Below are 24,085 nucleotides of genomic sequence, written 5' to 3'. Positions count from 1 at the left end.
AAAGAGATGCGGATGGGGTGCGGTATTCTGGGCGCTGGGGAAAAGGGCGCAGACGTCTGGGAGGAGGGCCTGAGACCTCCCTGGAGCTGGTGGAACCGGTTCCGGGCGGTTCTGGCTTCATGCTTCTGGCTGCTTTGTATTTTTGGGGGGCCTGTCTCGGCAAGCACGGGCCAGGGGCGGTGTACGCATCAGACCTATTTTGAGGATACGGACCATGCCCTGGATGTTTACAGAATCTGTGGGGAGGAAGCGGGAAAAACCCTCATGATTATTGGCGGTATCCAGGGAGATGAACCGGCTGGATTTCTGGCTGCGGATCATTATGTGGATCTGACCCTGAAGCGGGGTAACTTGATTGTGGTCCCGAGAGCCAATCTTCCCTCCATCGTGGAAAGCAAACGACAGATCCGCAGGGATATGAACCGCTGTTTCGGAACTGCGGGGCCTGGGGGAGACTATGAAGGCAAGGTGGTTGAGGTTTTAAAAGATCTGATGGGCGAGAGTGATCTGCTCTTGAACCTGCATGAGGGCTCAGGTTTTTATGCACCCCGCTGGATATCCAAAGAGCGGAATCCCCTGCGATACGGTCAATCCCTCATTGCGGACGCTGCCCAGTATGGTAGAAGGGATGGGCACATCCTGGATCTTGGGGCCATGGCGGATTTTGTTGTCAAGAAAATGAATGCGCAAATTCCGGAAGCAGGGCATCATTTTCATTTTAATAATCACCGAACCCTTGAAGAAGATTCCCTCCACAAGGAACAGCGCAACTCTGCCACTTTTTATGCACTGACACAAAGGGAGATTCCTGCCTTTGGCGTGGAGACGAGTAAGAGTCTTCCTCTGAAGATGAAGGTGCAGCATCACATCCACGCCATCAATGGTTTTATGGAGTTTCTGGATATTGTTCCGGAAATTCCAGCCCTGCGGATACCGCCCCCGGTGCTTGATTACCTGGTGGTTTCTGTGGAAGGGTATCCACCCTTTGTGGTGAAAAAAAATGAGCGCCTGGAAGTGCCGCAAGGGTCTGTTCTGCGGGTCTCCCAGGTGGTGGCGAATTACCCACGGGGGCTTTCCGTGCGCATGGATGGCGTGGATGGCGTCAATATTCTGGGCCGCAGTGTGACCCTTCGTGAAAATGTGCGGGTGCGGGTTTTTAAGGATCATGAACCCTGTGGTTCCGTAGCCATCGTTCTCCGGGATTTCAGTCATAAACCCGGATTCCGGACAGAACAGCCCCAAGGAGAAGGGCTCAGTTATCAGGTGCGCATTGATGCGACGGTGTTCTGGATTCCGGATGGAGCCATGGTGGATGTGCCTCTGGGCGCAATTTTTGAGATTCTGGCTGTGGAGTCCGGTCAGACGGATCCTATGGATCTTGTGGTGAATTTTAAAGGTTTTGTACCGAACACAAGCTACAATACCGGCGAAGACCGGGGGTACCCCATTGACACGGCAAAAGATCTGTGGATCCGGTATTCCGAAGGCGGAAAGGGGCTTGTGTATCCCGTGGAAACTTCCCTTAAAGGAAAGAGAATCGGCGGTTTTAAGGTGCGCCTTCAACCGCAATCTGGGGGAGATGCGAGACCTGGAAGTCTGTAGAAAAAGGATGCGTGGATCCTTGCGCTTGTCAAGAATGCGGGTTCTGGGGGGCCGGTCCGATCTTCGGGCACCTTCGGAGTGTCCTTCTGCGCAGGGTGGAAAGAATGTAGCGCAAGGGTATGAAGGGAGTTTGTCCATGGAGTTTCCATTCCGTCGTATTTTTTCGGGAACCCAGGCCACGGAAAAGGGGGGTGCCGGGAGTGTGGCCGAACCTTCCGAGGTGGACCTGTCTTCGTCAGCACCAACCTTTTTTGGAGATAAAAGGAGAAAGAGTGTGGGCAAGGTGAAGAACTTATCGATCATTGACAGTGACCTGCGGGTGGAAGGGGTTCTCAATGCCAAAGGACGCCTTGTGATCAAGGGTACAGTAAAAGGCACCATTACGGGCGCTGCTGTGGTGATTGCTGAGGAAGGCCGGGTTTATTGTGATGCGACGGTAGAGGAGATGACCATTGGCGGTATTTTTGAGGGGAATATCCAGGCCCGGGAGCGGGTTGTGATTCTGGCGACGGGCCGATGCGCAGGCACGGTGAGCTGCAAAGATCTTGTGGTGGAAAGTGGGGGCATGGTCAATGCGGAAGTGACCTGCACCCGGGAGGGAGATCCCCAGGAGCAAGTCAAGAGGATCAGTCCGGAGCCCACCCCGGGCAAGGATGAAAAAATTCGCCAGGTTCTGTAGGATCTGCTTTGTCCATGGCCGCTGTGGTTTTCATGCAAGGCGTGGCAGTATGGCTGGGACATCCGCAGGCATGCCTTCAAAGGCTTTGAAGGTGATATGGGAAAAACCGTACCCATGGTGACGGGCCAGAAGTTCGAAGAGCGCACGGTAGCTTAGGGTCTGACGCAGGGACCAGTCAAGACCAAGACGATGGGCTACGTTTCGGATGTCTTTTTTTTCCCCCTCAAGCTCCGCAAAGACTCCAAAGGGCATTTCATCCAGGCAGATTTCTACCTTCTCCAGAAGGAAGGTTTCTCTGTATTTTTCATAGGGCGTTTCCAGGGTGAATCCCAGAGTACGGAAGACGCGGGCTGCGGCCTCGCAATCCTCAATCCGGGTTTCAATTTCGTGCAGTACCTTGAAGTCCGGATCCGGTGTTTCCGGAGGGGTTTTTACGGTGAGAATACAGCTTTCGGCAAGACGCAGGCGCAAAAGCACCCCTTTTTTCCGGAGTGTTTTATCCGGTGTGTCAAATAGGATATTCTTTTCAAAAATCCGACCCTGGGATACGCCGTTTTCTGAAAGAATCCGGTTGCGGAACGCGGAAGGCTCTGGTATATAAAATTTTACTTCGGTTTCGAGGTCGTTTTTCAAGATGTCCTCCGTAAAGCGAATTATGGATGTTGTTGAAGGCAGGTTGGTGACCTGCTTTTTTATGTGCCTGTGTAACGGGCGCGGGCATTGATGTCAATCTTCGGATCGCCCCGTTTCCGAAGCCGGAATCCTTAAGGATTTCTTCATTGACACGGCCCACCAGAATGGATATGGAACCATGTTATTTTAATCGGGAGTGACAGCGGTGAAAAAATATACTTACAGTGCAACAAAGGAAGACAACCAGGGAAAATGGTGGGTCATTGATGCGGAAGGCATGATCCTTGGCCGCCTCGCATCCTTGGTGGCGTCCCGTATCCGCGGCAAGCATAACCCCTTGTACACGCCCCATTCGGATATGGGGGACAGCATTGTGGTGGTCAATGCGGATAAGGTCGCGTTGACGGGCAAGAAGTGGGGACAGAAAACCTATTATCGCCATAGCGGGTATACCGGCGGTATCAAGTCCATAACAGCGGAAAAACTCCGGGAAAAGCGTCCGGAAGATCTGCTGCGTTTTGCTGTGCGTGGTATGCTGCCCAAAAACAGCCTGGGCCGGAAGCTTCGCAAGAAGTTACATGTATATGCCGGGCCGGCGCATCCCCATGCGGCGCAGCAGCCGGAAGAACTTAAACTGCAGTAACCCGAAATATCCGGAGTATTCATATGGAACAAAACAGTTTTTACGCAACTGGAAAACGTAAAACTTCCATGGCCCGTACCTGGATTCGTCCTGGATCCGGAAAAATTATGGTAAATGGCATGGACGTGGAAAACTACTTCAAAATCGATACCCACCGTCTTGTGCTGGGTCAGCCCCTGAGCCTCACGGAGAGAGCGGATCGCTATGATGTGACCGTAACCGTGAAGGGCGGCGGTATTTCGGGTCAGGCGGGCGCTGTGCGCCATGGTATCACCAAAGCCTTGATGGAAGCAGAGCCTGAGCTTCGGGCCGTCCTGAAAAAAGCGGGATTCATTACCCGGGATGCCCGTGCCAAGGAACGGAAAAAGTATGGTCAGCGGGCTGCTCGCGCACGTTTCCAGTTCTCCAAGCGCTAATCCGTTTTACTTTCAGATGGTTTGTTTTGTATGAAAGGGCGGGCCTTATGGCCTGCCTTTTTTTATCTGCTTGTATCTTTTACTCAAACTCCTTCTCCTCGGCCTTGGGAGATGCGACTTTTTTTGGTGCAGAGAGATCATGACCATCAGACTTGCCATCAACGGATATGGGAGAATTGGTCGATGCATACTGCGTGCCCTTTATGAGTCTGAAAAAAGGGATGAGATGCGCATTGTTGCCATCAACGAACCGGCGGATGTTGCATCCATGGCCCACCTGACCCGCTATGACTCCACCCATGGTCGTTTTTCCGGAAGTGTTGCCCATGACAGTGGAACCCTTTGGATTGAGGGGGATCCCATTGCGGTTTTTCATCAGAAGAAAATTATCGGATTGCCTTGGGCGGATTTAGGTGTGGATCTTGTGATGGAATGCTCAGGCCATTGGATCCGGAGACAAGATGTGGAGATACACAGATCTGCCGGGGCCAGGAAGGTGCTGCTCTCCTGCCCCGGAGAGCCGGATATGGATGCCACGGTGGTGTTTGGCCTGAATGAGACGACCCTGACAGGCAGGGAATCCCTGGTTTCCAATGCCTCTTGTACCACAAATTGTATCTGCCATGTCATCCATGCCCTGGATGAAGCCTTGGGCATTGCCGAGGGCGTGATCACCACCACTCATTCCATGATGAATGACCAGCCTGTCATAGATGCCTACCATCATAGGGATCTGCGGCGTACGCGGAGTTCGGGTTTTTCCATCATTCCTGCGGAAACGGGGCTTGCACGGGGTATCGAGAGAATTTTGCCCCACCTCAGGGGGTGTTTTCAGGCTGTGAGTCTCCGCGTGCCCACCATGAACGTCTCCTTGATGCAGCTAACGGCAAGGGTAAAGAAGGGGGGCGTGTGCCAGCAAGAGGTGAATGCCATTCTGGAGGCTGCGGCATCCCGGAAACCCGGTATTCTGGGTTACACGGAAGAGCGTTTGGTTTCCTGCGATTACAATCACGACACCCGCTCTGCCATTGTGGATGGAACGCAGACCAGTGTGTGCGGAGAAAACCTGTTGACGGTCATGGCTTGGTTTGACAATGAGTGGGGGTATGCAAACCGTATGCTGGATACGGCCGGATTTCTCATGCGGGCAGGGGAGAGAATGTAGCGCAAAAAAGTTTTCACCCGTCGTAAATCCTAGCCTGGGAGGTGTTGGTTCAAGTTCAGGGGGTTTTTTGCCGATTTTTCCCCTATCAAGGGAGGAAATGGCCATGGTAGGGAAAAAGCAATGGTGCTTCCGGATGGTGTGCCTCTGGGTATTTCTGCCCCAGCTTGTTTTTGGAGAAGGGGACTGGGATTTTCGTGAGGTACGCTGGGGAATGGGGCGTCTTGCCGTGATGGCAGCGGAGAAAGCCACGCCAGAGCCGGTACGAGGACCTTATCTTTCCTATAAATTATGGATGCTGGATGGCGAGGTTTTTTTACGGTACCGTTTTGTGGAAAACCGACTGGTGGAGGCGCGCTACGTTTTTTCTGTGAAAGGAAGGGAGGGTTTCAGCACGCTGGTGGATCTGCTGAGGGACAAATATGGAGAAGGAGTCCCCCTTTCAGATGCACCGGAAGAGGGCGGTGGGTGGACTTGGGAAACGCAGAGAACGCATATTCACATGGATTTTTCACCAGGCGGACATGTCCGGATTGTGTATGCGGGAAAGGAAGTCTCCAATTGGCTGCATGAAAAACAGGAAGCGGCCCTGAAAAGGGAGCATGCCAGGGTACTCAGCCTGTTTTGAGGGTTTGGAGGGGAGCGATGGCCGTAAAGGGGTTGTGGGCTGTCATGGGCGTATGTCTGCTGGTCGCGGGATTTTTCGTCATTTCAGCGGAGGCTGCTCCGAAGTGGCGGGTGGAGGATAGGGCCTTCCACAGAAAAGATCGCATCTGGTTGGAAAAGGACGGAGATCCCGAAACCCAGTGGCGCAGGAAAGACAGGCAGTTTTTTGAAAGAGATGACCGCTGGCGGCAGGTTGAGGATAAAAATTTTATGGATGCGGACAGGGCCTGGATGCGTGAAGAACAGTCTTCGTGAGTCCTGGTAGGAGTTTCGGGGCTGTGGGCTTTTCATTGTGGCAAGATCTGGGCAGATGACATAAGGAGGCCGGATGATTCGTGTGGTTTTCAATCAGAAGGGTGGCGTGGGAAAATCCACCATCGCCTGCAATCTGGCGGCAATGGCAGCCCGTATGGGAAAGCAGGTGCTGGTGGTGGATCTGGATAGCCAATGCAATGCATCCCAGTATATTTCCGGGAATCAGGGGATGCCTGAAACGGGGATCACAGATTTTTTCAAAGACCATTTGTATGTGAGTTTTTTTCAGTCCAAGCCCCTGACTTCTGTGATTCATGCCACACCCTTCGAGGGCCTTTTCCTTGCAGCAGCCAGTCCGGAGCTGGAGGAAATGGGGGCGAAACTGGAAAGCCGTTATAAGATGTTTAAGCTCAAAGAGGCTTTGCACAAGCTTGAAGGCTTTGATGAAATTTATGTGGATACGCCTCCGGCCTTGAATTTTTTCAGTCGCTCCGCCTTAATCGCCGCAGACACCTGCCTTGTTCCCTTTGATTGTGATGCCTTCAGCCGCCATGCCCTTCATACCCTTGCACAAAGCATTGATGAGATCCGTTCAGATCATAATCCGCATCTCCGTCTAGAGGGCGTTGTGATCAATCATTTTCAGGCGAGGGCGAGCCTGCCGACAAAGCTGATTGCCATGATTGAGGAAGAGGGATTTCCCGTGATACCGGCCTATGTGTCTTCCTCGGTGCGGATACGGGAATCCCATTTTGCCTGTGAGCCCATGGCTTTTTTTGATCCCAGGCATAAGCTTAGTCTGGAATTTGAGGCCTTGTACCGCTGCATTTCGGCCGTGGCGTGACTGAAATAAGGAAAAGAAGCATTCTCAGTGAGGAGGCAGTATGGGTGGTTTATTCTGGGGAGTTGTGGCTGGTTTTCTGATCGGAAGTTTTGGGTATATTTTTACATATTTTATCATTTCTCCCGTATTCAGATACAGGAAAATCAAGCGCAATCTGGCAGCGGAACTCCGGATTGTGGAAAAAAGCGCGGCAAAAGACAGTCTGAGCCAGAAAGATATTATGCACATTGACGGGCTTCGTTTTCACGCTAAGGCTTTGACGCAGGATGTGGAACTGCGGATGCCTCTGTGGTTCAGGCTCTCTCTGGAGCGCCAGAATGAAAACCCCCTTCTGGCGGCCTCTGAGCTGATGACCCTTGCAAATGTCCGGATTCCGGATCACCTGGAAAAAAGAATTGCCACAGTGCGTGGGCACCTGCGACTGATCAAGCCGGGCGCTTCTTAAAAAACCAATGGCCGCGATTTCCGCCCCCCCCGTGAGCTCCCCCGGAGTTGCGGCAAAAAGTGCAAAAGCCTCTCAGATCAGCCGACCGGAATATCTGTTTTTTTCCCTGCGGCCCCACATGAATCCCAGAAAAAGTCCGGCAAGCACAAGCCCGCCACCGATGAGAAGGCTCTGGTGACGTGTTTGTTTCCTTAAGATAATGTTTTCACTGAGAAGTTTTTCATGCTCCTTTTCCTGCTCCGTGCAATTTTGGCGGAGGGTCAGGTAGTCGGAGGCATCTTCGGTAAGTTGGTCCAGGGATCTTTGGGTATTTTCGAGTTGAGTCTGTGTTTCTGAAAGAAGGTTCTGGAGTCTGTTCAGCTCTTCTTCCGCCAGTTTTCGGGCTTTTTGATCTTCCAGGGACTGTTTCTGGAGTTTCTCATTTTGCTCGGTAAGAAGGAGACTTTGGTACTCATGGGGAAGTCGGTGGATGAGATATCGGGTCAGAACCCAACCTGTGATCTGGCGGTCTGCAGGCTCAATGGTCCGGATGTGGGACCAGCCGTCCGTTTCCTCCAGCACCTCAACGGCTTGGCCTGAGGAGATAAAGCGGAGAATTCGGTGCTCTGTGGTGGGGCCGCGGCGGATGCTGATCTGAAAATTATCGGTCACATAGGCCTGTCTGGCCTGGGCCATGCCGGAAGATGCGAAGAAAAGAAGGCCGCTCAGGCAGAAGAAAAGAAAAGATCGCATGGGTCTGAATCCTTGCCGGGTAATGTTTGTCTCGTATTTTTAAATATAAGATGCTTGCAAAAGCAATTACATAACGTAAATCCCTGGAAAAGTAAACGTCGGGGTGTTGCCTGATGGATGGAAGAAAGGCTGTGTGAATCTGAAAATGGATGGAAACATCTCTTTTTCTCCCATAGGAAAAATCCACTCCTGTTTTTCAGAAAAATTCGGGATTCCGCGTCAGGCGGGATTGGCCCCTTCCGCCTTTGCGGAACTACATCTGAGTCCGGACTATGCACCGCCGGAATCTGTCCGGGGTTTGGAAGATTTTTCCCATATCTGGGTACTTTTTGTCTTTCATGGAAATGATGGCGCCTTCTGGCGTCCAACAGTGCGGCCACCTCGCTTAGGAGGAAACCGGCGCATGGGGGTCTATGCCACCCGGAGTCCTTTCAGGCCCAATCCCATCGGACTTTCCGCCGTGCGGCTTGAAGAAATCCGTATCCAGGGCGGCGGCGTGGTACTTCAGATTTCCGGTGGTGATTTTATGGATGGAACACCGGTTCTGGATATCAAACCTTACCTTCCCTATGGCGACAGCATCGAGCAGGCCGAGGGGGGTTTTGCGGCAAAGGCCCCGGAAGTATGCCTGGATGTGACCTTTACACCGGAAACTATGGCCCAGTGTGAGGCCCAGGTGCAAGCCGGAAAGAGGGATCTGAGGCCCCTGATCTGTGAGATTCTGGGGATGGACCCAAGGCCGGCCTATTCTAAACGGACAGGACCTTTTGGAACACGATTGGGCGGGCATGACGTGCGCTGGCATTTCACGGAAAACGGGGTGCTGGTCACAGAGCTGAGGCCTTTACCGGAAAAGGGAGGCGATTGATTTTTTTTGGGGGGGGTTCTTTTTCGGGAATGCTTGAGATTGTGGCTCTTTTTTTGCATTATTGACTCGCATATGTATGCGATGCGGCAGTCTGTGCGTGAGAAGCATTTTCTCTGATCTGTGGCCGGAAGGAAAGGGTTACCCATGGAAATTCTTGGTATTGATGTGGGATTTGGATTCACAAAAGCAACCAACGGCCGGAAAAGCCTGTGTTTTAAATCTGTACTTGGAGAAACAACGGATATTCAGTTTTCAACGGGCCTTGGGAAAAGGGATATTACCGAAAATCTTCATGTCAGTTTGGATGGAAAAGAATATTTTATCGGCGATTTTGCCATCGCCCAGTCTTCGGTGCGGCAGTTTACCCTGGATCAAGAGCGCCTACTGGAAAATTTTGTCCCGGTACTTGCCCTGACGGCAGCAGGGCTTTTTGCGGAAGAAGGCATTACCCTTAATGTGGTGTCCGGTCTGCCCGTGGTATTTTTAAAGCAGGATTATGAGAAAATGATCAAGGCCATGTCGGGAAAACACGAGATGGTTTACCATTTTCCCGATGGTAGTCGCCAGAAGCGGGAGGTTTCCATCCATGCCGTGCAGATTATGCCCCAGCCCCTGGGAAGCATTTTTGGTCTTCTGATGGATGAAAACGGACGGCTCGGGAACCGGGATCTGCCGGAAAAAAAGATCGGTGTGGTGGACATCGGATTCAGAACCACCGATTTTCTCATGTTTGACCGCATGGCCTATGTGGAGCGCAGCAGCTCCACCGTGGATATGGGGATGGCTCGGAGTTTTATGGCCATTGCAGAAAAATTGAAACGGGAGTCCGGAGTTCAGGTGGAACTCTACCGCCTTTATGACGCTGTGGAGAAAGGATGGATTCAGATTCGGGGCAAGGAATACCACATTGCCAATCTGAGAGACAGGATTTTTGAGCGGGCGGCGGAAGAGCTTGTGGGAGAAATTACCCGTTTATGGGCCGATGAGTGGGATATGCAGGGTGTGATTTTGACCGGGGGGGGCAGTCAGGCTCTGGCCAAGTACCTGATTCCAAAGATTGAGGTTCCTGTCCTGGGTGCAGATGGTAAAACCGCAGATGCCCGTTTTTATAATGTGGAAGGCTACCTCCGTTTTGGCAGGAGCCGGTGGCGGAAAACTCCGGTTTCCATGCCATCGGCCCAGGCTACGGGTAAGGCTGCGGGGGAGGATACGTCAAAGGTATGACTTTTCTGTCAATATTCTGTTGCATGCCATGCACATGGCATTCAGGGGAAACGCAGGGAAATTTGCTGGAAGGTATCCAGGCATTCAAAAAAAATTTCCACCAGCTCCGGGTCAAACTGTGTGCCTGATCCATCGCGGATGAGTCCGAGGACTCTCTCTTCTTCCCAGGCTTCCTTATATACCCGTTGATGGGAGAGGGCGTCATAGACATCTGCCAGGGCAACGATTCTGCCAAAAAGGGGGATTTCTTCTCCCTTTCGTGGAAGGGCGCTCCCCTGATCATCGGTTTTGTCGGGGAGGGGAAGGCCCGTTGCAGGATCGACATAGCCGGGATAGCCTTTGCCATCCCAGCGTTCATGATGGGTGAGGGCGACTTCTGCTGCTGCATGGTCAAAATCCGAAAGAGGATTGAGAAAAAGCCTGGCCCCATGAAGGGTATGCTGCTGCATGGTGAGAAATTCTTCTTCTGTGAAGCGTCCGGGTTTCTTGAGAATGTGATCCGGTATGGCGACCTTGCCCACATCATGCAGCATGGCGGCCATGCGGAGGCGGTCCCGTTGGCGCTCCAGGGTGACAGGATCAATGTCCCTGCGCCTGGCCCAGGTCTCGTAAAGGACAACGGCATAACTGCCCACCCGATTGACATGGGCGCCTGTTTCCTTGGGATCTCGCATCTCGGCCATCTGAATCATGCGCAGAAGGATGGAGCGAGTGAGCTGGGCCCGTTCCAGGGCAAGGGAGGCGATGGATGCAAAATGTTGAAGAATCCGGATGTCCTGGTCCGTGAAGGTCCGAACGGATCGATCCGGAGCCAGCGCATTGAGGATCTGCAAGACTCCGAGAACCTTCTGGTTCATGCCTGTGAGGGGAAGGGTACACATGGAGCGGCTGCGATACTGGGAGCGCACGTCAAAGGATCGGCTGAAGCGATAGGGGGCTGTCTCGGGAATACGATAGACGTCATCAATACAGAGGGTCCGGTTATAGAGGGCAACATAGCCCGCAATGCTCCGGTCATTCACGGGCAGGGTGAAAGTGCTGTAAAGCAGCTTTTCCCCTTGGGAAAGTTTTTTCTGAAGGGTGTCGTTCTGGGTATAGGCAAAGCGCAGGGTCCGATCCTCCAGAATATAGATGGAGCCTGCATCTGCATCCACAAAATCCCGGGCTTCGGTAAGAATGCGCTCCATGAGGATGTCCAGATCCTGGATGGCGTTGAGATCACACCCGATCTGCAGCAAACGATCCCGTTGTTCCTGCTCGTGCATGCCACCTCCTTTTCAGTCGACGGATGAGCGCCAACGGGATGCGGGTGTTTTTGTATTTTCAGCGCATCCCCGCATATGGGTACCAATCCCCCTGGCGGAGGCGTTCCGCCCTGTATACGATGGATTCTCCGGATGCGGTATCAAAAACAACCTTTCTTCCCCGTGTTCCTCCCACGTCTTCCACACTGATGGGGATTCCGGCCTTCTGGAGGAGGAAGCGGGCGATATGGATATTTTTTTCGGCTATGCCCAGGGTTTCCACCATAGATTCGGGAGCCGCTCCGCCAAAGATCATGGCTTCAAGATGTTTTTGAGAGCTTGGAGTGTCAAGAAAGCTGCGGATCAGTACCCGGGTTGCCACATTGCCATAGAGGGTTGTGGACTGCTCCGGACCAGGGGCAGAGGGATAAAGAAAATGATTCATGCCGCCCCGTCGATGCCTGCGGTCAAAAAGGGCAACGGCCACGCAGGAGCCCAGTACTGCGGAGATCTGCATGGCTTCATCGGGAATGAAGAGAAATCCTGGACGCAGCAGGTATTGGGGCAGAAGTTCCGGGTCATGGGCCATGAAAAACCGCCTGTGGAATGGAGAGGCTCCGGGGCTTGGGAAAGAAAATCTTCAGCAGGCATCCCAGGCAAGGGTAAAGAGCCTTTGGGGGAATCCGGCGTGTGGACCGGCTACCCATGCTTCTGGCGATTCAATCGCCCCATGGCCAGTTTGGCCTCCCTCTCCTTAATGGTGATACGTTTGTCGTAAGTTTTTTTGCCACGGGCCAGCGCCAGGGCGACCTTGACCTTGCCCTCTTTGAAGTAGAGCTTGGCAGGAACCAGGGCGTAGCCTTTTTCTTTGGTCTTACCGATTAGCTTGATGATTTCACGCTTATGCAAAAGCAGTTTGCGGACACGCAGGGGATCGTGATTGTTGTAGTAGGCATGGGTGTAGGGGCTGATATGCATATGGTGGAGAAATACTTCACCATTTTTAATCTGGGCATAGGCGTCCGTCAGATTCACCTGGCCATTCCGTAAGGATTTGACCTCCGTACCCGTAAGTACAATCCCCGTTTCCATGACATCTTCAAAGGTATAATTGTGCCGCGCTTTGCGGTTATCGGTGATGGTCTTGGTGCTGTTCACCTGAGTTTCCTTCCTTCGCATCCCTGAAAAGCCTGAAGCTGGCGTGAAAAACTCCGGAGATTCGCCGTGGGAGTGTTTCAGGTGTCAGGCAAAGTCTGTTTCCATGAGCTTACCGTATCTCTGGGATATGGCCTGCATGACATCCTGAGTGCTGCTTTTCTGGAGAAGCTCCTCTGTGAAGAGGCGACAATCTTTGTTTTCCAGGTTGCGGATGGTGTTTTTAATGGCGGGCATGGATTGGGGATTCATGCTCAGTTCCCGTATTCCGAGGCCCATGAGTACGGGCAGGTGGAAGGGGTCTCCCGCCATTTCTCCACACATGGCAACGGAAATACCTGCTTTCTCCGCCTCGTCCACAACCCTTTTAATCATGCGCAGCACAGCAGGATTGAGTGAGTTGTACAAATGAGCCACCTGGGGGTTGCCCCTGTCAATGGCTAAGAGATACTGTACCAGATCGTTTGTGCCAATGCTGAAAAAATCCACCTCCCTGGCAAGGACATCGGCCATAACCACAGCGGAGGGCACTTCAATCATGATACCAACGGGGATGTCCGGGTTATGGCGTTGTTTTTCCCGGGCGAGTTCCCCTGCGCTTTCCGTGAGAAGCTGGCGGGCTTCCCGGACCTCCTCAATGCAGGAGATCATGGGAAACATGATCTGGGCATTCCCAAAGGCGGCTGCCCTCAGGATGGCCCGGAGCTGGGTTTTGAAAACTTCTTTTTTTTTCAGACAGAAACGGATGGCGCGAAGGCCTAAGGCAGGATTGGCCTCATCTGGGGAAAGGGTATAGGCAATGGCTTTGTCACCATTGATGTCCAGAGTTCTGAAGGTCACGGGCGCGGGAGCCATCAACTCCAGAACTTCCCTGTACTGGTCAAAGAGCTCCGCTTCACTGGGAAAATTTCTGCGGCTCAGGTAGAGAAATTCCGTGCGCAGAAGTCCGATGCCGTCTCCGCCATGATCTCGCACAGAAACGACCTCCTCCGCCAGTTCGATATTGCCCATCACCTGAATTTCTGTGCCGTCTGTGGTGATGGAAGGCAGATGGCTGCTGCGGGAGATGGAAGCTCTGTGTTCTTCAAAACGGCGTTTTTTTTCTTCATACAACAAAAGGGTTTCATCTTCGGGGTTGGCGATGACCTTTCCGGCAATGCCATCCACAATGATGATGTCATCATTGCGCAGAACGCTTGTGGCTTTTTCGAGGCCCAAAACACAGGGGATACCCAGGGTACGGGCGATGATGCTGGTGTGGGAGGCGGAGCCTCCGTGGTCCGTGACAAAACCCATGACCCACTCCAGCTGAATCTGGCTGGTCTGGGAGGGGGAAAGGTCGTTGGCCACAAGAATGACCCGCTTGTTAATGCTGCTGATGTTTTCTTCTTCTGCTCCGAGCAGGTTGCGCATGATTCTTTCGGAGACATGGACGATGTCAGCGGACCGTCCCTGCAAATAGGGGTCTTCAATGTTCTGGAACATGGCGCGGACTTCGGCCACTACATTTTTCAGAGCCCACTCCGCATTTACCCCTTCGGTTTCAATGGTTTCAATGGTGCGCCCATAGAGCATTTTGTCTTTGAAAAGGACCAGGTGGGTTTCCAGAATCTGAATATGTTCTTTGAGCGCTTCGGGTGTGGCGCTGATAATTTCGAGGAGTTCATTTTTGGCCTTACGCACGGCGCTTTTAAAACGGCTGACTTCCTGGGGACGCAGGACGTCTTCAATGGCGTACTGGGGAATGACATCCACACCTTCTTGATCTACAAGGTAGGCTTTGCCGATGCAGATACCTGGGGCACCGCTGATCCCTTGGAGGAGGGTCTCTTTTTTTTCTCCCGTAGGCATCGCTTATTCTCCAAATCCGCCTTCGACGAGCTGGGCGATGCTGTCGAGAAGGGGACGGTCGTGGGGGTCTTCTGCGTAGATCGTGATGCGGCTGCCCTGCTCACAGGCCAGGGTCAGGATGTCAATGATACTCGAGGCGTCCACCTCCGTTTTCTCACGACAGATCCATATCCCCCCCTTTGCAGACTGCGCAATACGCGCGATGGACGCAGCAGGTCTGGCGTGCAGGCCCAAGGGATTTTTAATGATGAGTTCTATTTTTTGGTCCACGATCGTATGCGAATGCCGGTATCTGGGGGTTATCTGCGGGATGCATCCAGCAAAAAAAGCTAAAACGCATAAATTGTATACGCTTTTGTGTGGATTGCAACGGCGAATTTGGAATCTGTTGTTTTTGTGGAAGGTGAAAATTCAGAGGTTCGGGTTTTTGGAATAGGGCTTGGAGATGCAGGGAAATAAGGCGTGATGGAAGACGGTGAGTGTTTTTCCGGCTCCATCACGCCCTGGGTGTCTTGTCTGGTTCCGCTTGATCCGGATGATCCAAAGCATGGGTTCTTTGGGCAGCATGCCTTCCCGTTGGCACATGAGGGGAAGGCGTGTGCTATTTCATGGAGTCTTTGAGGGCTTTTCCCGGAATGAATTTGGGAGTTTTCCGGGCACCGATTTCGATTTCTTCTCCGGTCTGGGGGTTGCGCCCTTTTCTGGCCTGGCGCTCCATGGCTTTGAAGGTACCAAAACCCACGAGGGTCACGGGTTCGTTGTCCGCCAGCGCCTTGGTGATGGTGGCAAAGACACAGTCCACGGCAGCCTGCGCGTCTTTTTTTGAGCTTACAACCTTTGCAACTTCTGCGACCAAATCACCCTTGTTCATGCAGAACCTCCTTAAAGAATGTTAATCATCAGCTTGTGGTGAAGGGGTTATGATATAATCGATACAGCGGGTATGAAAGACAGCAAAGGGGGGGCGCCGGGTGTTTCCGGAACATGTTGCCCTCGGTGGAAAAGAATTGCATATACGGCGCTCAAATTACGTGCTTGCCTGGGGGCTGTCAAGGGGGAACTTTATAAAATTCCGTTTGAAAATTAAAATGTTACCGCAAAATTTGTATAAACATCCGTCCCGGATTTTCATCGGGAAAAGACAGAGGTCTGATTTTTTACCATAAAAATCAATGTGAACATTGTTTTATGCCGTTAATCTATAGCAGCAAGCAGAGTTCTGTGCAACCACGATTTCCCGTATTTTAAGGAGTCCGGACTTTTTTCCTCGAATTCTAAGGCCAAGTATCCCACTGTGGTGCAGATGCAAAAAAAACTTGACCTTGGGTCATTGATTGTGTAGCGTTCTTTCAATTGTAATTTTTTGGGAAAGGTTTGGCGCAGTGAAGAACACATTTGCAGGCAGCTTTAACAGCTATTATTGGTGGTACTATTATTTTAGTATCGACCTGCCTGCGTGTGCGCCACAGCAAAACCTTTAAAAAAGCACACGTACCGAGGGCGGGTCGCCAAAAGACTCCCCACGGTACCCCCTGAAAAAAACAGATGAGACAAGGGCCGTGGAGAGACCTCTTCACGGCCCTTTTTATATCGAAAAAACGTTACGGGAGACAGGCAGTCATGATCGGCAAACAGATTCGCATGGAACGTATTATTAACCGGACGACAGGAAAAACCATCATTGTTCCCCTTGACCATGGAATTTCCGTAGGTCCCATTGACGGTATCCGCAATCTGAGATCTACCATTCAGAAGGTGGCCGAAGGCGGAGCCAATGCCATTGTGGAACACAAGGGCCTTGTGGAGGACGGGCTGCGGGGCAGCGGCCCGGACATCGGCCTCATCATTCACCTTTCCGCTTCCACCAATCTTTCCCCCAAACCCAATGCCAAAACCATCGTGTGTTCCGTGGAGGAGGCCATCCGCCTGGGGGCAGATGCGGTCAGTGTTCATGTGAACCTGGGTAACGGAGACGAAAAACAGATGCTCAATGATTTTGGCCGCATCAGCTATGAGGCCCGCAGTTGGGGCATGCCACTTCTGGCTATGATGTACCCCAGGGGGGAGAAGATCACCAATGAATATGATAAGGAGGTGATCAAGCATGCAGCCCGCGTGGGGGCGGAGATGGGGGCAGACATTGTGAAAGTCTCCTACACCGGGTCTGCGGAGAGTTTCCGCGAGGTGGTGGAAGGTTGCTTCCGGCCTGTGGTCATCGCAGGAGGGCCTAAAATGGATTCGGACCGGGATGTGTTGGAGATGGTGAAAGGTGCAGCGGATGCAGGGGGGGCTGGGGTTTCCATGGGTCGGAATGTGTTCCAGCACAAAAATCCCACAGCTCTGGTGAAGGCTTTTTCGGCCATCATCAACGAAGGGGCTTCTGTGGATGCGGCCATGGAAATCATGCGTGCTGTGGAAAAAGGGGAGGCTTGAAGGCAGGTCGCCCTTTTTTTATGGCTTGAAAAAGGGCGGCGTGCTTGAAGAAAGTCAGAATGTCAGCAATGGGGATAACCCCCCTTTTTAAGGAAGAAAAGAGGTCATTCATGCAGGAAGTCTGGGTAAAGATAGCCCCCTGGAACAAGGAACTGGTGCTCACCGCCCTGGAGGGCGGAGCCCAGGGACTCTGGGTGGAGGACGGCAGGGGCGAGGCGGTGAAAGCGCTGGCAAGGATTCCGGTACTGGCTTCGGACGGGGACTATGTTCCCGGAGAGACGGCGGAGATTTTCAGGATTTCGGACGGAAAGCAGGAGGAAGAGGTGGCGGGCCTCGCCGCAAGCCGCCTTGTGGTGCTGGAATGTACGGACTGGACCATCATTCCCCTGGAAAATCTCATTGCCAAAAAAGTGGATGTCATGCCTGTGGTGAAAAGCCTGGATGCAGCCCGCACGGCCTTTGGCATTCTCGAGGTGGGGGTGCGGCGTGTGATGCTGGACATCCAGGAGCCTCTGGTCCTTCAGGCGGCCCTGGAAGGACTTCAGGTTCAAGGCGGCAGGGAGGCACTGGAAGAGGCTGTGGTCACGGAGGTTCGGTCTTTGGGTATGGGCGACCGGGTCTGCGTGGATACCTGCACTTCCATGGTGCCCGGGCAGGGCATGCTGGTGGGGGACAGCTCTTCGGCCCTTTTCCTTGTGCATGCGGAAACGGAGTCCAATCCCTATGTGGCACCCAGACCCTTTCGGGTGAACGCCGGGGCGGTGCACGCCTATACCCGTGTGGACGGAGGCCGTACCCGGTATCTGGCGGAGCTCAGCGCCGGAGACACGGTGATGCTGGTGGACAGCGAGGGGAATACCAGCCCCGCTGTGGTGGGCCGGGTGAAGATTGAAAAAAGGCCACTTCTTCTGATCCGCGCCGAGGTGGCGGGCAAGGGCGTGCATACCATTGTGCAGAATGCGGAAACCATCCGCCTGACAGCACCTGGAGGCAGACCCGTATCCGTTGTGACCCTGAATCCCGGAGACCGGGTTCTGGTCTGTCTCGAAGAGGGGGGCCGTCATTTCGGTCATGCTGTGGAAGAAACCATAACGGAGAAATAGGCGGGAGGCCGGATGACAGCGGACATGGAAGCGGTTCGACGGGCCCTGGAAGCACTCCGTACCCGCATTGACACGATTGACGACAGCATTCTGGATCTGCTCAACGAACGTCTGGATCTGGGCCGGGAGATCGGAGCCATCAAGGAGGCGGCGGGGCTTCAGGTTCTGGACCGATCCAGGGAAAAAAGTATTTTTGACCGCCTGGTGAGCCGCAGCGCGGGCCGGGCCGTGTCGGATACCCTCATCTACCATCTTTACGGCACCATCATGGCGGCCACGCGGGAGGTGCAGCGTTCTCGCACCATCGCCTATCTGGGGCCGGAAGCCACCAACACCCACATCGCAGCCCTCCAGCACTTTGAGTACGCAGGGCAGTTTGTTCCGAGAACCACCATTGCCGAGGTTTTTGAGGAGGTGGAAAAGGGAAGCTGTGACTTTGGGGTGGTGCCTGTGGAAAACTCCCTGGAAGGGGCGGTGAACCATACCCTGGATCTGCTTTTTCTTTCTCCCTTAAAAATCTGTGCGGAAACCTGCCTTGCCATTTCCCATGATCTGCTTTCCAGGGAAACGGATCTCAAGGCCGTGTCCGTGGTGTATTCCCATCCCCAGGCCCTGGCCCAGAGCCGGGGTTGGCTGGCCCAGCACCTTCCCCACGCGCGGCTTGTGGAAATGGCCAGCACGGCGGCGGCGGCGAGAAAGGCGGCCATGGAGCCGGGAGCAGCGGCTGTGGCGGGCAATCAGGCCGCAGCCATTTACAACCTTCAGGTGCTGGCCTCCCACATTGAGGACAGCGGCCGCAACACCACCCGTTTCCTTGTGATCGGCAGGGAGGAAACCCAGCCCACGGGCATGGACAAGACCACCCTCATGTTCGTGACGGCCCATGTGCCGGGTGCCCTGTTCAGCAGCCTGAAGCCCATTGCGGATCTGGGGATCAACCTTGTGAAACTGGAGTCCCGTCCCACCCGCCAGGAAAACTGGAGCTATTTTTTCATTGCGGATCTGGAGGGACACCATGAGGATGAGGGTGTGCGGGAGGCTGTGGCCCGTATGCGGCCCAACTGTCTGTTTCTGAAAATTGTGGGCTCCTATGCCCGCTGCCCTTCTTAAAGGAGATGCCATGGACAGCGGAACCCGGCTTTTCGGAGTGCTGGGACATCCTGTGGGACACAGCCGCAGCCCTGTGATGCACAACGCGGCCTTTTCTGCCCTTTGCATCAATGCCGCCTACCTTGCCTTTGATGTGAAAAATCCGGAAGGCGTGCCCGAAGCCATGCGCACCCTGGGCATCCGGGGCATGAGTGTGACTTTGCCCCACAAGGAGGCCTTTCTTTCCCTTGTGGATGCGCTGGATCCCATGGCGGAAGCCATGGGTGCGGTCAACACCCTCTGTCTTGGGGAGGATGGCCGGATTTCCGGCATGAACACGGACTGGTGCGGCGCACGGGATGCGCTCCTGTCGGTCACATCCCTTGAGGGAAAGCGGGTGGCCGTCATTGGTGCGGGAGGCGCAGGCAGGGCCGTGGCCTATGGTATCCGCGATGCGGGCGGAGAGCCCCTGGTGGTGAACCGGAGCCGGGAGCGGGGGGAAGCCCTGGCCCGGGAACTGGAAGCCCCTTTCTGTCCTCTGTCGGATTTTTCCGGAGAGGATGTGGCGGTGCTGGTGAACACCACCTCCGTGGGGATGCACCCTTTTCCTGATGCCATGCCCGTGGAGGCAGGGGTACTGCATCCGGGCATGGTGGTGATGGACATTGTGTATGCGCCCCGGAAAACCCGGCTTCTGGCCGCTGCGGAAGCCTGTGGTTGCAGGGTGGTGGATGGTCTTGAAATGTTCATCCGTCAGGGGGCCTTACAGTTTGAGACCTGGACAGGACAGCCCGCCCCCCTGGATGTGATGCGCAGGGCGGTGGAGGCCAGTCTGTGAGACATTTTGGTCTGCCATGAAACCCAGATGGCTGAATTTTTAAAAGTAAGGAGGAAAGATGTCCGAAGCTCCGTTTACGGTGCGGCCCCATCGTCCGGAAGGTGTGCGCGTCCGGGTTCCGGGATCCAAAAGTTACACCCACAGGCTCCTCATTGCAGCCGCGCTGGCGGGCGGACCTTCGGAAGTGTCGGGCTGTCTGCGCAGTGAGGACACCCTGCTCACGACCCAGGCCCTCAGACAGATGGGCATTCCCATCACAGACCATGGTGACGGCCGCATGACTGTGGAAGGAAAAGGAGGCAGGCTTCAGGGTTCGGAAAGTTCCGTCTTTCTTGGGAACTCAGGGACTTCCATGCGGCTTCTTTCCGCTGTGGCGGGGCTTGGAGAAAAGGCCAGCACCCTGGATGGCAATGCGCGGATGCGCCAGCGTCCTCTGGGAGATCTTCTGGATGCCCTGGCCCAGGTGGACATCCCCGCACGCAGTGTTGAGGATACGGGCTGTCCGCCCGTGGTCATCGGCGGGGGCAGCCGCAGGGGAGGGGCCCTTTCCATTGCCTGCCATCTGAGCAGTCAGTACCTTTCCGGGCTGCTGCTCATGGCACCCTGCCTGGAAAAGGGGCTGGACATCACCGTGACCCGTGGGCCGGTCTCAAGGCCCTATATCCTCATGACCCTGGAGATTCTCGAAAAGATGGGTATTGCCTTCAGCCGGGAAGGGGACACCCACTATATTGTTCCCGGAGGCCAGACCTACAGGGCGGGAAGTTATCTTGTGGAACCGGATGCTTCCAATGCCAGTTATTTTTTTGCCGCCGCTGCCATTACGGGAGGTTCCGTAAGCGTGGAAGGACTTTCTCTGGGTTCAGCCCAGGGAGATCTGGGACTTCTGGGCATTCTGGAGCGCATGGGCTGTACGGTGGCCAGTGACATCCGGGGCATCACGGTGAAGGGCGGCAAATTGCAGGCCATTGACGTGGATATGGGAGACATGCCGGACATGGTGCCCACCCTTGGGGTGGTGGCGGCCTTTGCCGAGGGGACAAGCCGCATCCGCAATGTGGCCCATCTGCGGGAAAAGGAATGTGACCGCCTGAGTGCCGTGGCAACGGAGCTTACCCGCATGGGCGGGGTGGTGCGTATTGTGGGTGATGATCTGGAAATCACGGGGGGGCAGCCCCTGCACGGGGCAAGAATTCACACCTATGATGACCACCGGATGGCCATGTGTTTTGCCGTTGCGGGCCTGAAGGTGCAGGGTGTGGAGATTACGGATCCCGGCTGTGTGGCCAAATCCTTCCCGAATTTTTTTGAAGTGTTTTCAGGGGTCATGGGATGAGATCGCGTATTTTTCTTGTGGGATACCGCTGCGTGGGGAAAAGTACGGTGGCCCGTCATCTGGCCCGTATGCTCGCGTGCTCCTGGGTGGATCTGGATGTCCGCATTGAGGAGGACGCGGGGCGGCCCATCGGAACCCTGGTGGCGGAGGAAGGCTGGGAAGCATTCCGGGATCGGGAAAGCCTCGCTCTGGAGCAGGTGATTGCGGAAGGCTTTGGTGTCATTGCCACGGGCGGCGGTATTGTAACCCGGCCGGACAATATCCGGAAAATGCGGGATGCGGGTCGGGTGGTGCGTCTCAGCGCCCTTGCCGAAACAGTGGTGCAGCGCATGGAGGAGGATCTGGCAAGGGGGGCTGTGCGGCCCTCCCTTACGGGAACATCGGCCCTGGATGAGGTGCGGGATGTGATGGCGGCCCGGGAGACCCTGTATGCGGCGGCGGCCCATGACACGGTGGATACGGATCTTCTGACACCGGAAGCCCTGGCCCTGAAGATTCTTTCCCTGCAATGAGGCCCCTTAAAAAAAAGGGGCGGGGTAAAAAAACGGTTTCCTGTTCAGGGCAGAGAAGCCCCATTTTATGAAAAAGGAAGGTTTGGGATGCCAGGAAGCACCATGGGTCATATGTTTCGTGTCACCACCTGGGGGGAATCCCACGGCCCGGCCGTAGGGTGCGTGATTGACGGCTGCCCGCCGGGGTTGGCGCTGGATGAAGCCCTTGTGCAGCGGGAGCTGGACAGGAGAAAACCCGGACAGGCAAAAACCAGCACCACCCGCAGGGAGGCGGATCTCTGCGAGATTCTTTCCGGGGTGTTCGAGGGCAGAACCACAGGCACCCCCATTTCCATTCTGGTGTGGAACAAAGATGCCAAGTCCGAGGCTTATACATCCATCCAGGATCTTTTTCGTCCAGGCCATGGGGATGTCACCTATCAGGCCCGCTATGGCATCCGGGACTGGCGGGGCGGGGGGCGGGCTTCGGCCCGCGAAACCATTGGAAGGGTGGCGGCCGGGGCTGTGGCCGGACTTCTTCTGGAAAAGGAAGGGATTTCCGTCAAGGCCTTCACTCTGGCCCTGGGAGGAGTTGAGGTGAAAAAGCGGGATATGGCGGCTGTTGCCACCAATGCTTACCAGTGCCCTGATCCCGATGCTGCAGCGGCCATGGAGGTCCGTGTGGCGGAGGTGCGGGCTGCGGGGGATTCCATCGGCGGTCTTGTGGAGCTCTGGATCGACGGCCTTCCTGCGGGTCTGGGGGATCCTGTGTTCGACAAGTTGGATGCAGACCTTGCCGCAGCCATGATGGGAATTGGCGCGGTCAAGGGGGTGGAGATCGGGGCCGGTTTTGCCGTGACCGCCATGCAGGGCAGCATGTCCAATGATGCCATGACACCAGAGGGTTTTCTTTCCAACCACAGCGGCGGCATTCTTGCGGGTATTAGTAGTGGTGCGCGGGTGGTGCTGCGTCTTGCGGTGAAACCCATTCCCTCCATCACCATTCCCCAGCAGACCGTGGACATCCATGGGAATCCGAGAAGCATTGTGACCCGTGGACGGCATGATGTGGCGGCCATTCCCCGTATTCTGCCCGTGGCCGAGGCCATGGCAAAGCTTGTGGTGGCGGATCATCTTCTGCGTTGGAGGGCCATCCGATGATTCCGGAGATCTTTCAGGGTAAAAGAATCGGCATTATCGGTGGCAACGGAGGCATGGGGCGCTGGTTTTCGGTTTTTTTCCGGGAGCGGGGGCTTTTTGTGACGGTGTCGGATCTGGGTACGGAGATGACGAACGAAGCCCTGGTGCAGAGCTCGGACATTGTGATCCTGTCAACGCCCATGGCCACAGCCGTACGCCTTGCCCGGGAGCTGGGTCCCCTTTTTTCAGAAGAGCAGCTCTTTGTGGATTTTTCCTCCCTGAAAGAAGAGGTGATCACCGCCATGCTGGAGGCCTCTTCTGCGGAGGTGCTGGGCATTCACCCCATGTTCGGACAATATACGGTGACCATGCAGGGGCAGAATGTGATTCTGACCCCAGGGCGGGGAGAGACTTGGACAGCGCCTTTCCGTATTCTCTTTGAAGAGGCCGGCGCACGGGTTTCCGTGATGCCTCCCGCAGACCATGACCGGCATATGGCTTTTGTGCAGAGTGTTACCCACCTTGTTACCATTGCCACAGCGGCTTATATGAAAAGGGAGGGGCTGGATACGGATACGGCCAAAAGCGTGGCTACCCTGATTTTCCGTCTGAACCTTGACTGTGTGGGTCGTCTGTTTGCGTTGGATCTGGGGCTTTATGAGGATCTCATTGCGAGAAACCCTTATGCGCGGGAGGTCAGCGGTCTTTTTTCGGAGGTTCTGGCGGATACGGCGGAAAAAATGTTGGCGGTTGAGGGGAATTCACGGAGGCAGTGGATGGAGGAGCTGCGGGATTTTCTGGGGCCTTTCTGTGGCGAGGCTCTGCGGGAAAGCAATCGCATTCTGGATGTTTTTTCTGAATTATCCTGAAGTTTTATCCGGAATGTCGGACGCCATTTGTCAGAAAAGAAGATGACCCTGAAAAAAGCTTTAAAAAAAGTTCTTGACATGTCGGCCGGTCTCGCATAGAAAGCGCGGGTCTTGAGCGTGTTTGGCTCCGGACAGAGCAGTAGGAAATAGAGCTTGGATGGGAAAGTAAAGATCGATCTTTGAAAATCGGACAGTGAAAGATAAGAACATGCCCCTGAGTAAGTCTCTTTTTTGAGACGTTACAGAGATTCAACGGAGAGTTTGATCCTGGCTCAGAATGAACGCTGGCGGCGTGCTTAACACATGCAAGTCGAACGAGAAAGTTCCCTTCGGGGGATGAGTAAAGTGGCGCACGGGTGAGTAACGC

General features: G+C 54.5%; 27 protein-coding genes and 1 rRNA gene. 20 read left to right on the top strand and 8 right to left on the bottom strand.

Translation table 11 applies throughout. The features are described 5' to 3' along the window. Positions 1–12: 12 nt before the first annotated feature. Positions 13–1,602, top strand: a complete 1,590-nt coding sequence (locus RBR60_RS10915; protein WP_320356653.1) for a M14/M99 family metallopeptidase — start codon at positions 13–15, stop codon at positions 1,600–1,602. Positions 1,603–1,738: 136 nt separating this feature from the next. Continuing rightward, positions 1,739–2,281, top strand: a complete 543-nt coding sequence (locus tag RBR60_RS10910) for a polymer-forming cytoskeletal protein (RefSeq protein ID WP_320356651.1) — start codon at positions 1,739–1,741, stop codon at positions 2,279–2,281. 30 nt (positions 2,282–2,311) lie between these two features. Here the strand turns inward: RBR60_RS10910 and RBR60_RS10905 are convergent, their stop codons facing one another. Beyond that, positions 2,312–2,914 carry a class IV adenylate cyclase gene (locus tag RBR60_RS10905; RefSeq protein ID WP_320356649.1) on the bottom strand — a complete coding sequence of 201 codons (603 nt, stop codon included), beginning with the start codon at positions 2,912–2,914 and terminating at the stop codon, positions 2,312–2,314. A 205-nt stretch (positions 2,915–3,119) separates the two neighbouring features. On the opposite strand from RBR60_RS10905, the gene rplM reads away from it, so the two are divergent. The 7 genes from rplM to RBR60_RS10870 all read left to right on the top strand — a co-directional run bounded on the left by rplM (position 3,120) and on the right by RBR60_RS10870 (position 7,345). Then, entirely contained in the window at positions 3,120–3,557 is a 438-nt protein-coding gene (gene rplM / locus RBR60_RS10900) for a 50S ribosomal protein L13 (RefSeq protein ID WP_320356647.1), read from the top strand. A gap of 23 nt (positions 3,558–3,580) precedes the next feature. Continuing rightward, entirely contained in the window at positions 3,581–3,973 is a 393-nt protein-coding gene (gene rpsI, locus RBR60_RS10895) for a 30S ribosomal protein S9 (protein ID WP_320356645.1), read from the top strand. A 139-nt stretch (positions 3,974–4,112) separates the two neighbouring features. Then, complete coding sequence (locus RBR60_RS10890; RefSeq protein ID WP_320356642.1) at positions 4,113–5,138, top strand: type I glyceraldehyde-3-phosphate dehydrogenase; 1,026 nt, start codon at positions 4,113–4,115, stop codon at positions 5,136–5,138. 103 nt (positions 5,139–5,241) lie between these two features. Continuing rightward, positions 5,242–5,763, top strand: coding sequence for a hypothetical protein (locus RBR60_RS10885; protein ID WP_320356640.1), 522 nt, complete (start codon positions 5,242–5,244; stop codon positions 5,761–5,763). 44 nt (positions 5,764–5,807) lie between these two features. Next, a complete protein-coding gene (locus RBR60_RS10880) occupies positions 5,808–6,056 on the top strand; it encodes a hypothetical protein (RefSeq protein ID WP_320356638.1) in 249 nt (82 codons plus the stop codon). A gap of 73 nt (positions 6,057–6,129) precedes the next feature. Beyond that, positions 6,130–6,900, top strand: coding sequence for a ParA family protein (locus RBR60_RS10875; RefSeq protein ID WP_320356636.1), 771 nt, complete (start codon positions 6,130–6,132; stop codon positions 6,898–6,900). A 40-nt stretch (positions 6,901–6,940) separates the two neighbouring features. Continuing rightward, a complete protein-coding gene (locus RBR60_RS10870) occupies positions 6,941–7,345 on the top strand; it encodes a hypothetical protein (RefSeq protein ID WP_320356634.1) in 405 nt (134 codons plus the stop codon). 72 nt (positions 7,346–7,417) lie between these two features. On the opposite strand, the gene RBR60_RS10865 is transcribed toward RBR60_RS10870, so the two are convergent. Then, a complete protein-coding gene (locus tag RBR60_RS10865) occupies positions 7,418–8,077 on the bottom strand; it encodes a TIGR04211 family SH3 domain-containing protein (RefSeq protein WP_320356632.1) in 660 nt (219 codons plus the stop codon). Positions 8,078–8,222: 145 nt separating this feature from the next. Between RBR60_RS10865 and tsaA the strand changes: the two genes are divergently transcribed. Beyond that, positions 8,223–8,945: a tRNA (N6-threonylcarbamoyladenosine(37)-N6)-methyltransferase TrmO gene (gene tsaA / locus RBR60_RS10860; protein WP_320356713.1), complete on the top strand. Its 723-nt coding sequence runs from the start codon at positions 8,223–8,225 to the stop codon at positions 8,943–8,945. A gap of 144 nt (positions 8,946–9,089) precedes the next feature. Then, positions 9,090–10,169: a ParM/StbA family protein gene (locus tag RBR60_RS10855; protein ID WP_320356630.1), complete on the top strand. Its 1,080-nt coding sequence runs from the start codon at positions 9,090–9,092 to the stop codon at positions 10,167–10,169. A gap of 41 nt (positions 10,170–10,210) precedes the next feature. Here the strand turns inward: RBR60_RS10855 and RBR60_RS10850 are convergent, their stop codons facing one another. From RBR60_RS10850 to RBR60_RS10825, 6 genes are all read right to left on the bottom strand, one after another. Beyond that, positions 10,211–11,434 carry an HD domain-containing phosphohydrolase gene (locus RBR60_RS10850; protein WP_320356628.1) on the bottom strand — a complete coding sequence of 408 codons (1,224 nt, stop codon included), beginning with the start codon at positions 11,432–11,434 and terminating at the stop codon, positions 10,211–10,213. Positions 11,435–11,492: 58 nt separating this feature from the next. Beyond that, entirely contained in the window at positions 11,493–12,002 is a 510-nt protein-coding gene (locus RBR60_RS10845; protein ID WP_320356626.1) for a chemotaxis protein CheD, read from the bottom strand. Positions 12,003–12,112: 110 nt separating this feature from the next. Beyond that, complete coding sequence (gene smpB, locus RBR60_RS10840) at positions 12,113–12,571, bottom strand: SsrA-binding protein SmpB (protein ID WP_320356624.1); 459 nt, start codon at positions 12,569–12,571, stop codon at positions 12,113–12,115. An 84-nt stretch (positions 12,572–12,655) separates the two neighbouring features. Further along, complete coding sequence (gene ptsP, locus RBR60_RS10835) at positions 12,656–14,419, bottom strand: phosphoenolpyruvate--protein phosphotransferase (RefSeq protein WP_320356622.1); 1,764 nt, start codon at positions 14,417–14,419, stop codon at positions 12,656–12,658. A gap of 3 nt (positions 14,420–14,422) precedes the next feature. After that, positions 14,423–14,689, bottom strand: a complete 267-nt coding sequence (locus RBR60_RS10830; RefSeq protein WP_320356620.1) for an HPr family phosphocarrier protein — start codon at positions 14,687–14,689, stop codon at positions 14,423–14,425. 331 nt (positions 14,690–15,020) lie between these two features. Continuing rightward, positions 15,021–15,290 (bottom strand): HU family DNA-binding protein, encoded by a 270-nt coding sequence (locus tag RBR60_RS10825; RefSeq protein WP_320356618.1) that lies wholly within the window; start codon positions 15,288–15,290, stop codon positions 15,021–15,023. A gap of 749 nt (positions 15,291–16,039) precedes the next feature. Here RBR60_RS10825 and RBR60_RS10820 point away from each other — a divergent pair. The 9 genes from RBR60_RS10820 to RBR60_RS10780 all read left to right on the top strand — a co-directional run. Then, entirely contained in the window at positions 16,040–16,852 is an 813-nt protein-coding gene (locus RBR60_RS10820; protein WP_320356616.1) for a 2-amino-3,7-dideoxy-D-threo-hept-6-ulosonate synthase, read from the top strand. Positions 16,853–16,962: 110 nt separating this feature from the next. Continuing rightward, positions 16,963–17,955 carry a 3-dehydroquinate synthase II gene (locus RBR60_RS10815; RefSeq protein WP_320356615.1) on the top strand — a complete coding sequence of 331 codons (993 nt, stop codon included), beginning with the start codon at positions 16,963–16,965 and terminating at the stop codon, positions 17,953–17,955. Between the two features lie 12 nt (positions 17,956–17,967). After that, positions 17,968–19,065, top strand: coding sequence for a prephenate dehydratase (gene pheA, locus RBR60_RS10810; protein WP_320356613.1), 1,098 nt, complete (start codon positions 17,968–17,970; stop codon positions 19,063–19,065). A 10-nt stretch (positions 19,066–19,075) separates the two neighbouring features. Then, complete coding sequence (locus tag RBR60_RS10805) at positions 19,076–19,882, top strand: shikimate dehydrogenase (RefSeq protein WP_320356611.1); 807 nt, start codon at positions 19,076–19,078, stop codon at positions 19,880–19,882. 58 nt (positions 19,883–19,940) lie between these two features. Next, positions 19,941–21,218 (top strand): 3-phosphoshikimate 1-carboxyvinyltransferase, encoded by a 1,278-nt coding sequence (gene aroA / locus RBR60_RS10800; RefSeq protein WP_320356609.1) that lies wholly within the window; start codon positions 19,941–19,943, stop codon positions 21,216–21,218. Continuing rightward, entirely contained in the window at positions 21,215–21,730 is a 516-nt protein-coding gene (locus RBR60_RS10795; protein WP_320356607.1) for a shikimate kinase, read from the top strand. The genes aroA and RBR60_RS10795 overlap by 4 nt, the downstream gene beginning before the upstream one ends. A 102-nt stretch (positions 21,731–21,832) precedes the next feature. Continuing rightward, positions 21,833–22,870 carry a chorismate synthase gene (gene aroC, locus RBR60_RS10790; protein ID WP_320356606.1) on the top strand — a complete coding sequence of 346 codons (1,038 nt, stop codon included), beginning with the start codon at positions 21,833–21,835 and terminating at the stop codon, positions 22,868–22,870. Next, positions 22,867–23,718, top strand: a complete 852-nt coding sequence (locus RBR60_RS10785; RefSeq protein WP_320356604.1) for a prephenate dehydrogenase/arogenate dehydrogenase family protein — start codon at positions 22,867–22,869, stop codon at positions 23,716–23,718. The genes aroC and RBR60_RS10785 overlap by 4 nt, the downstream gene beginning before the upstream one ends. A 249-nt stretch (positions 23,719–23,967) precedes the next feature. Further along, positions 23,968–24,085, top strand: a 16S ribosomal RNA gene (locus RBR60_RS10780); the annotation flags it as partial.

Source organism: Desulfobotulus sp. (genome assembly GCF_034006065.1).
In the GTDB taxonomy this organism is placed as follows: domain Bacteria; phylum Desulfobacterota; class Desulfobacteria; order Desulfobacterales; family ASO4-4; genus Desulfobotulus.
Note: the sequence above shows the minus strand (reverse complement) of the source record. Positions and strands in the feature narration are given on the sequence as shown.

Bases quoted from the DNA above. Each gene is read 5' to 3' on its own strand.
- RBR60_RS10875 (WP_320356636.1), top strand. From the start codon at position 6,130: ATGATTCGTGTGGTTTTCAATCAGAAGGGTGGCGTGGGAAAATCCACC.
- RBR60_RS10825 (WP_320356618.1), bottom strand. From the start codon at position 15,290: ATGAACAAGGGTGATTTGGTCGCAGAAGTTGCAAAGGTTGTAAGCTCA.
- RBR60_RS10880 (WP_320356638.1), top strand. From the start codon at position 5,808: ATGGGCGTATGTCTGCTGGTCGCGGGATTTTTCGTCATTTCAGCGGAG.
- rpsI (WP_320356645.1), top strand. From the start codon at position 3,581: ATGGAACAAAACAGTTTTTACGCAACTGGAAAACGTAAAACTTCCATG.
- RBR60_RS10820 (WP_320356616.1), top strand. From the start codon at position 16,040: ATGATCGGCAAACAGATTCGCATGGAACGTATTATTAACCGGACGACA.
- RBR60_RS10815 (WP_320356615.1), top strand. From the start codon at position 16,963: ATGCAGGAAGTCTGGGTAAAGATAGCCCCCTGGAACAAGGAACTGGTG.
- RBR60_RS10850 (WP_320356628.1), bottom strand. From the start codon at position 11,434: ATGCACGAGCAGGAACAACGGGATCGTTTGCTGCAGATCGGGTGTGAT.
- RBR60_RS10910 (WP_320356651.1), top strand. From the start codon at position 1,739: ATGGAGTTTCCATTCCGTCGTATTTTTTCGGGAACCCAGGCCACGGAA.
- RBR60_RS10805 (WP_320356611.1), top strand. From the start codon at position 19,076: ATGGACAGCGGAACCCGGCTTTTCGGAGTGCTGGGACATCCTGTGGGA.
- RBR60_RS10885 (WP_320356640.1), top strand. From the start codon at position 5,242: ATGGTAGGGAAAAAGCAATGGTGCTTCCGGATGGTGTGCCTCTGGGTA.
- aroC (WP_320356606.1), top strand. From the start codon at position 21,833: ATGGGTCATATGTTTCGTGTCACCACCTGGGGGGAATCCCACGGCCCG.
- RBR60_RS10795 (WP_320356607.1), top strand. From the start codon at position 21,215: ATGAGATCGCGTATTTTTCTTGTGGGATACCGCTGCGTGGGGAAAAGT.
- RBR60_RS10890 (WP_320356642.1), top strand. From the start codon at position 4,113: ATGACCATCAGACTTGCCATCAACGGATATGGGAGAATTGGTCGATGC.
- RBR60_RS10855 (WP_320356630.1), top strand. From the start codon at position 9,090: ATGGAAATTCTTGGTATTGATGTGGGATTTGGATTCACAAAAGCAACC.
- RBR60_RS10870 (WP_320356634.1), top strand. From the start codon at position 6,941: ATGGGTGGTTTATTCTGGGGAGTTGTGGCTGGTTTTCTGATCGGAAGT.
- RBR60_RS10915 (WP_320356653.1), top strand. From the start codon at position 13: ATGGGGTGCGGTATTCTGGGCGCTGGGGAAAAGGGCGCAGACGTCTGG.
- ptsP (WP_320356622.1), bottom strand. From the start codon at position 14,419: ATGCCTACGGGAGAAAAAAAAGAGACCCTCCTCCAAGGGATCAGCGGT.
- pheA (WP_320356613.1), top strand. From the start codon at position 17,968: ATGACAGCGGACATGGAAGCGGTTCGACGGGCCCTGGAAGCACTCCGT.
- tsaA (WP_320356713.1), top strand. From the start codon at position 8,223: ATGGATGGAAACATCTCTTTTTCTCCCATAGGAAAAATCCACTCCTGT.
- aroA (WP_320356609.1), top strand. From the start codon at position 19,941: ATGTCCGAAGCTCCGTTTACGGTGCGGCCCCATCGTCCGGAAGGTGTG.
- RBR60_RS10785 (WP_320356604.1), top strand. From the start codon at position 22,867: ATGATTCCGGAGATCTTTCAGGGTAAAAGAATCGGCATTATCGGTGGC.
- RBR60_RS10845 (WP_320356626.1), bottom strand. From the start codon at position 12,002: ATGGCCCATGACCCGGAACTTCTGCCCCAATACCTGCTGCGTCCAGGA.
- RBR60_RS10865 (WP_320356632.1), bottom strand. From the start codon at position 8,077: ATGCGATCTTTTCTTTTCTTCTGCCTGAGCGGCCTTCTTTTCTTCGCA.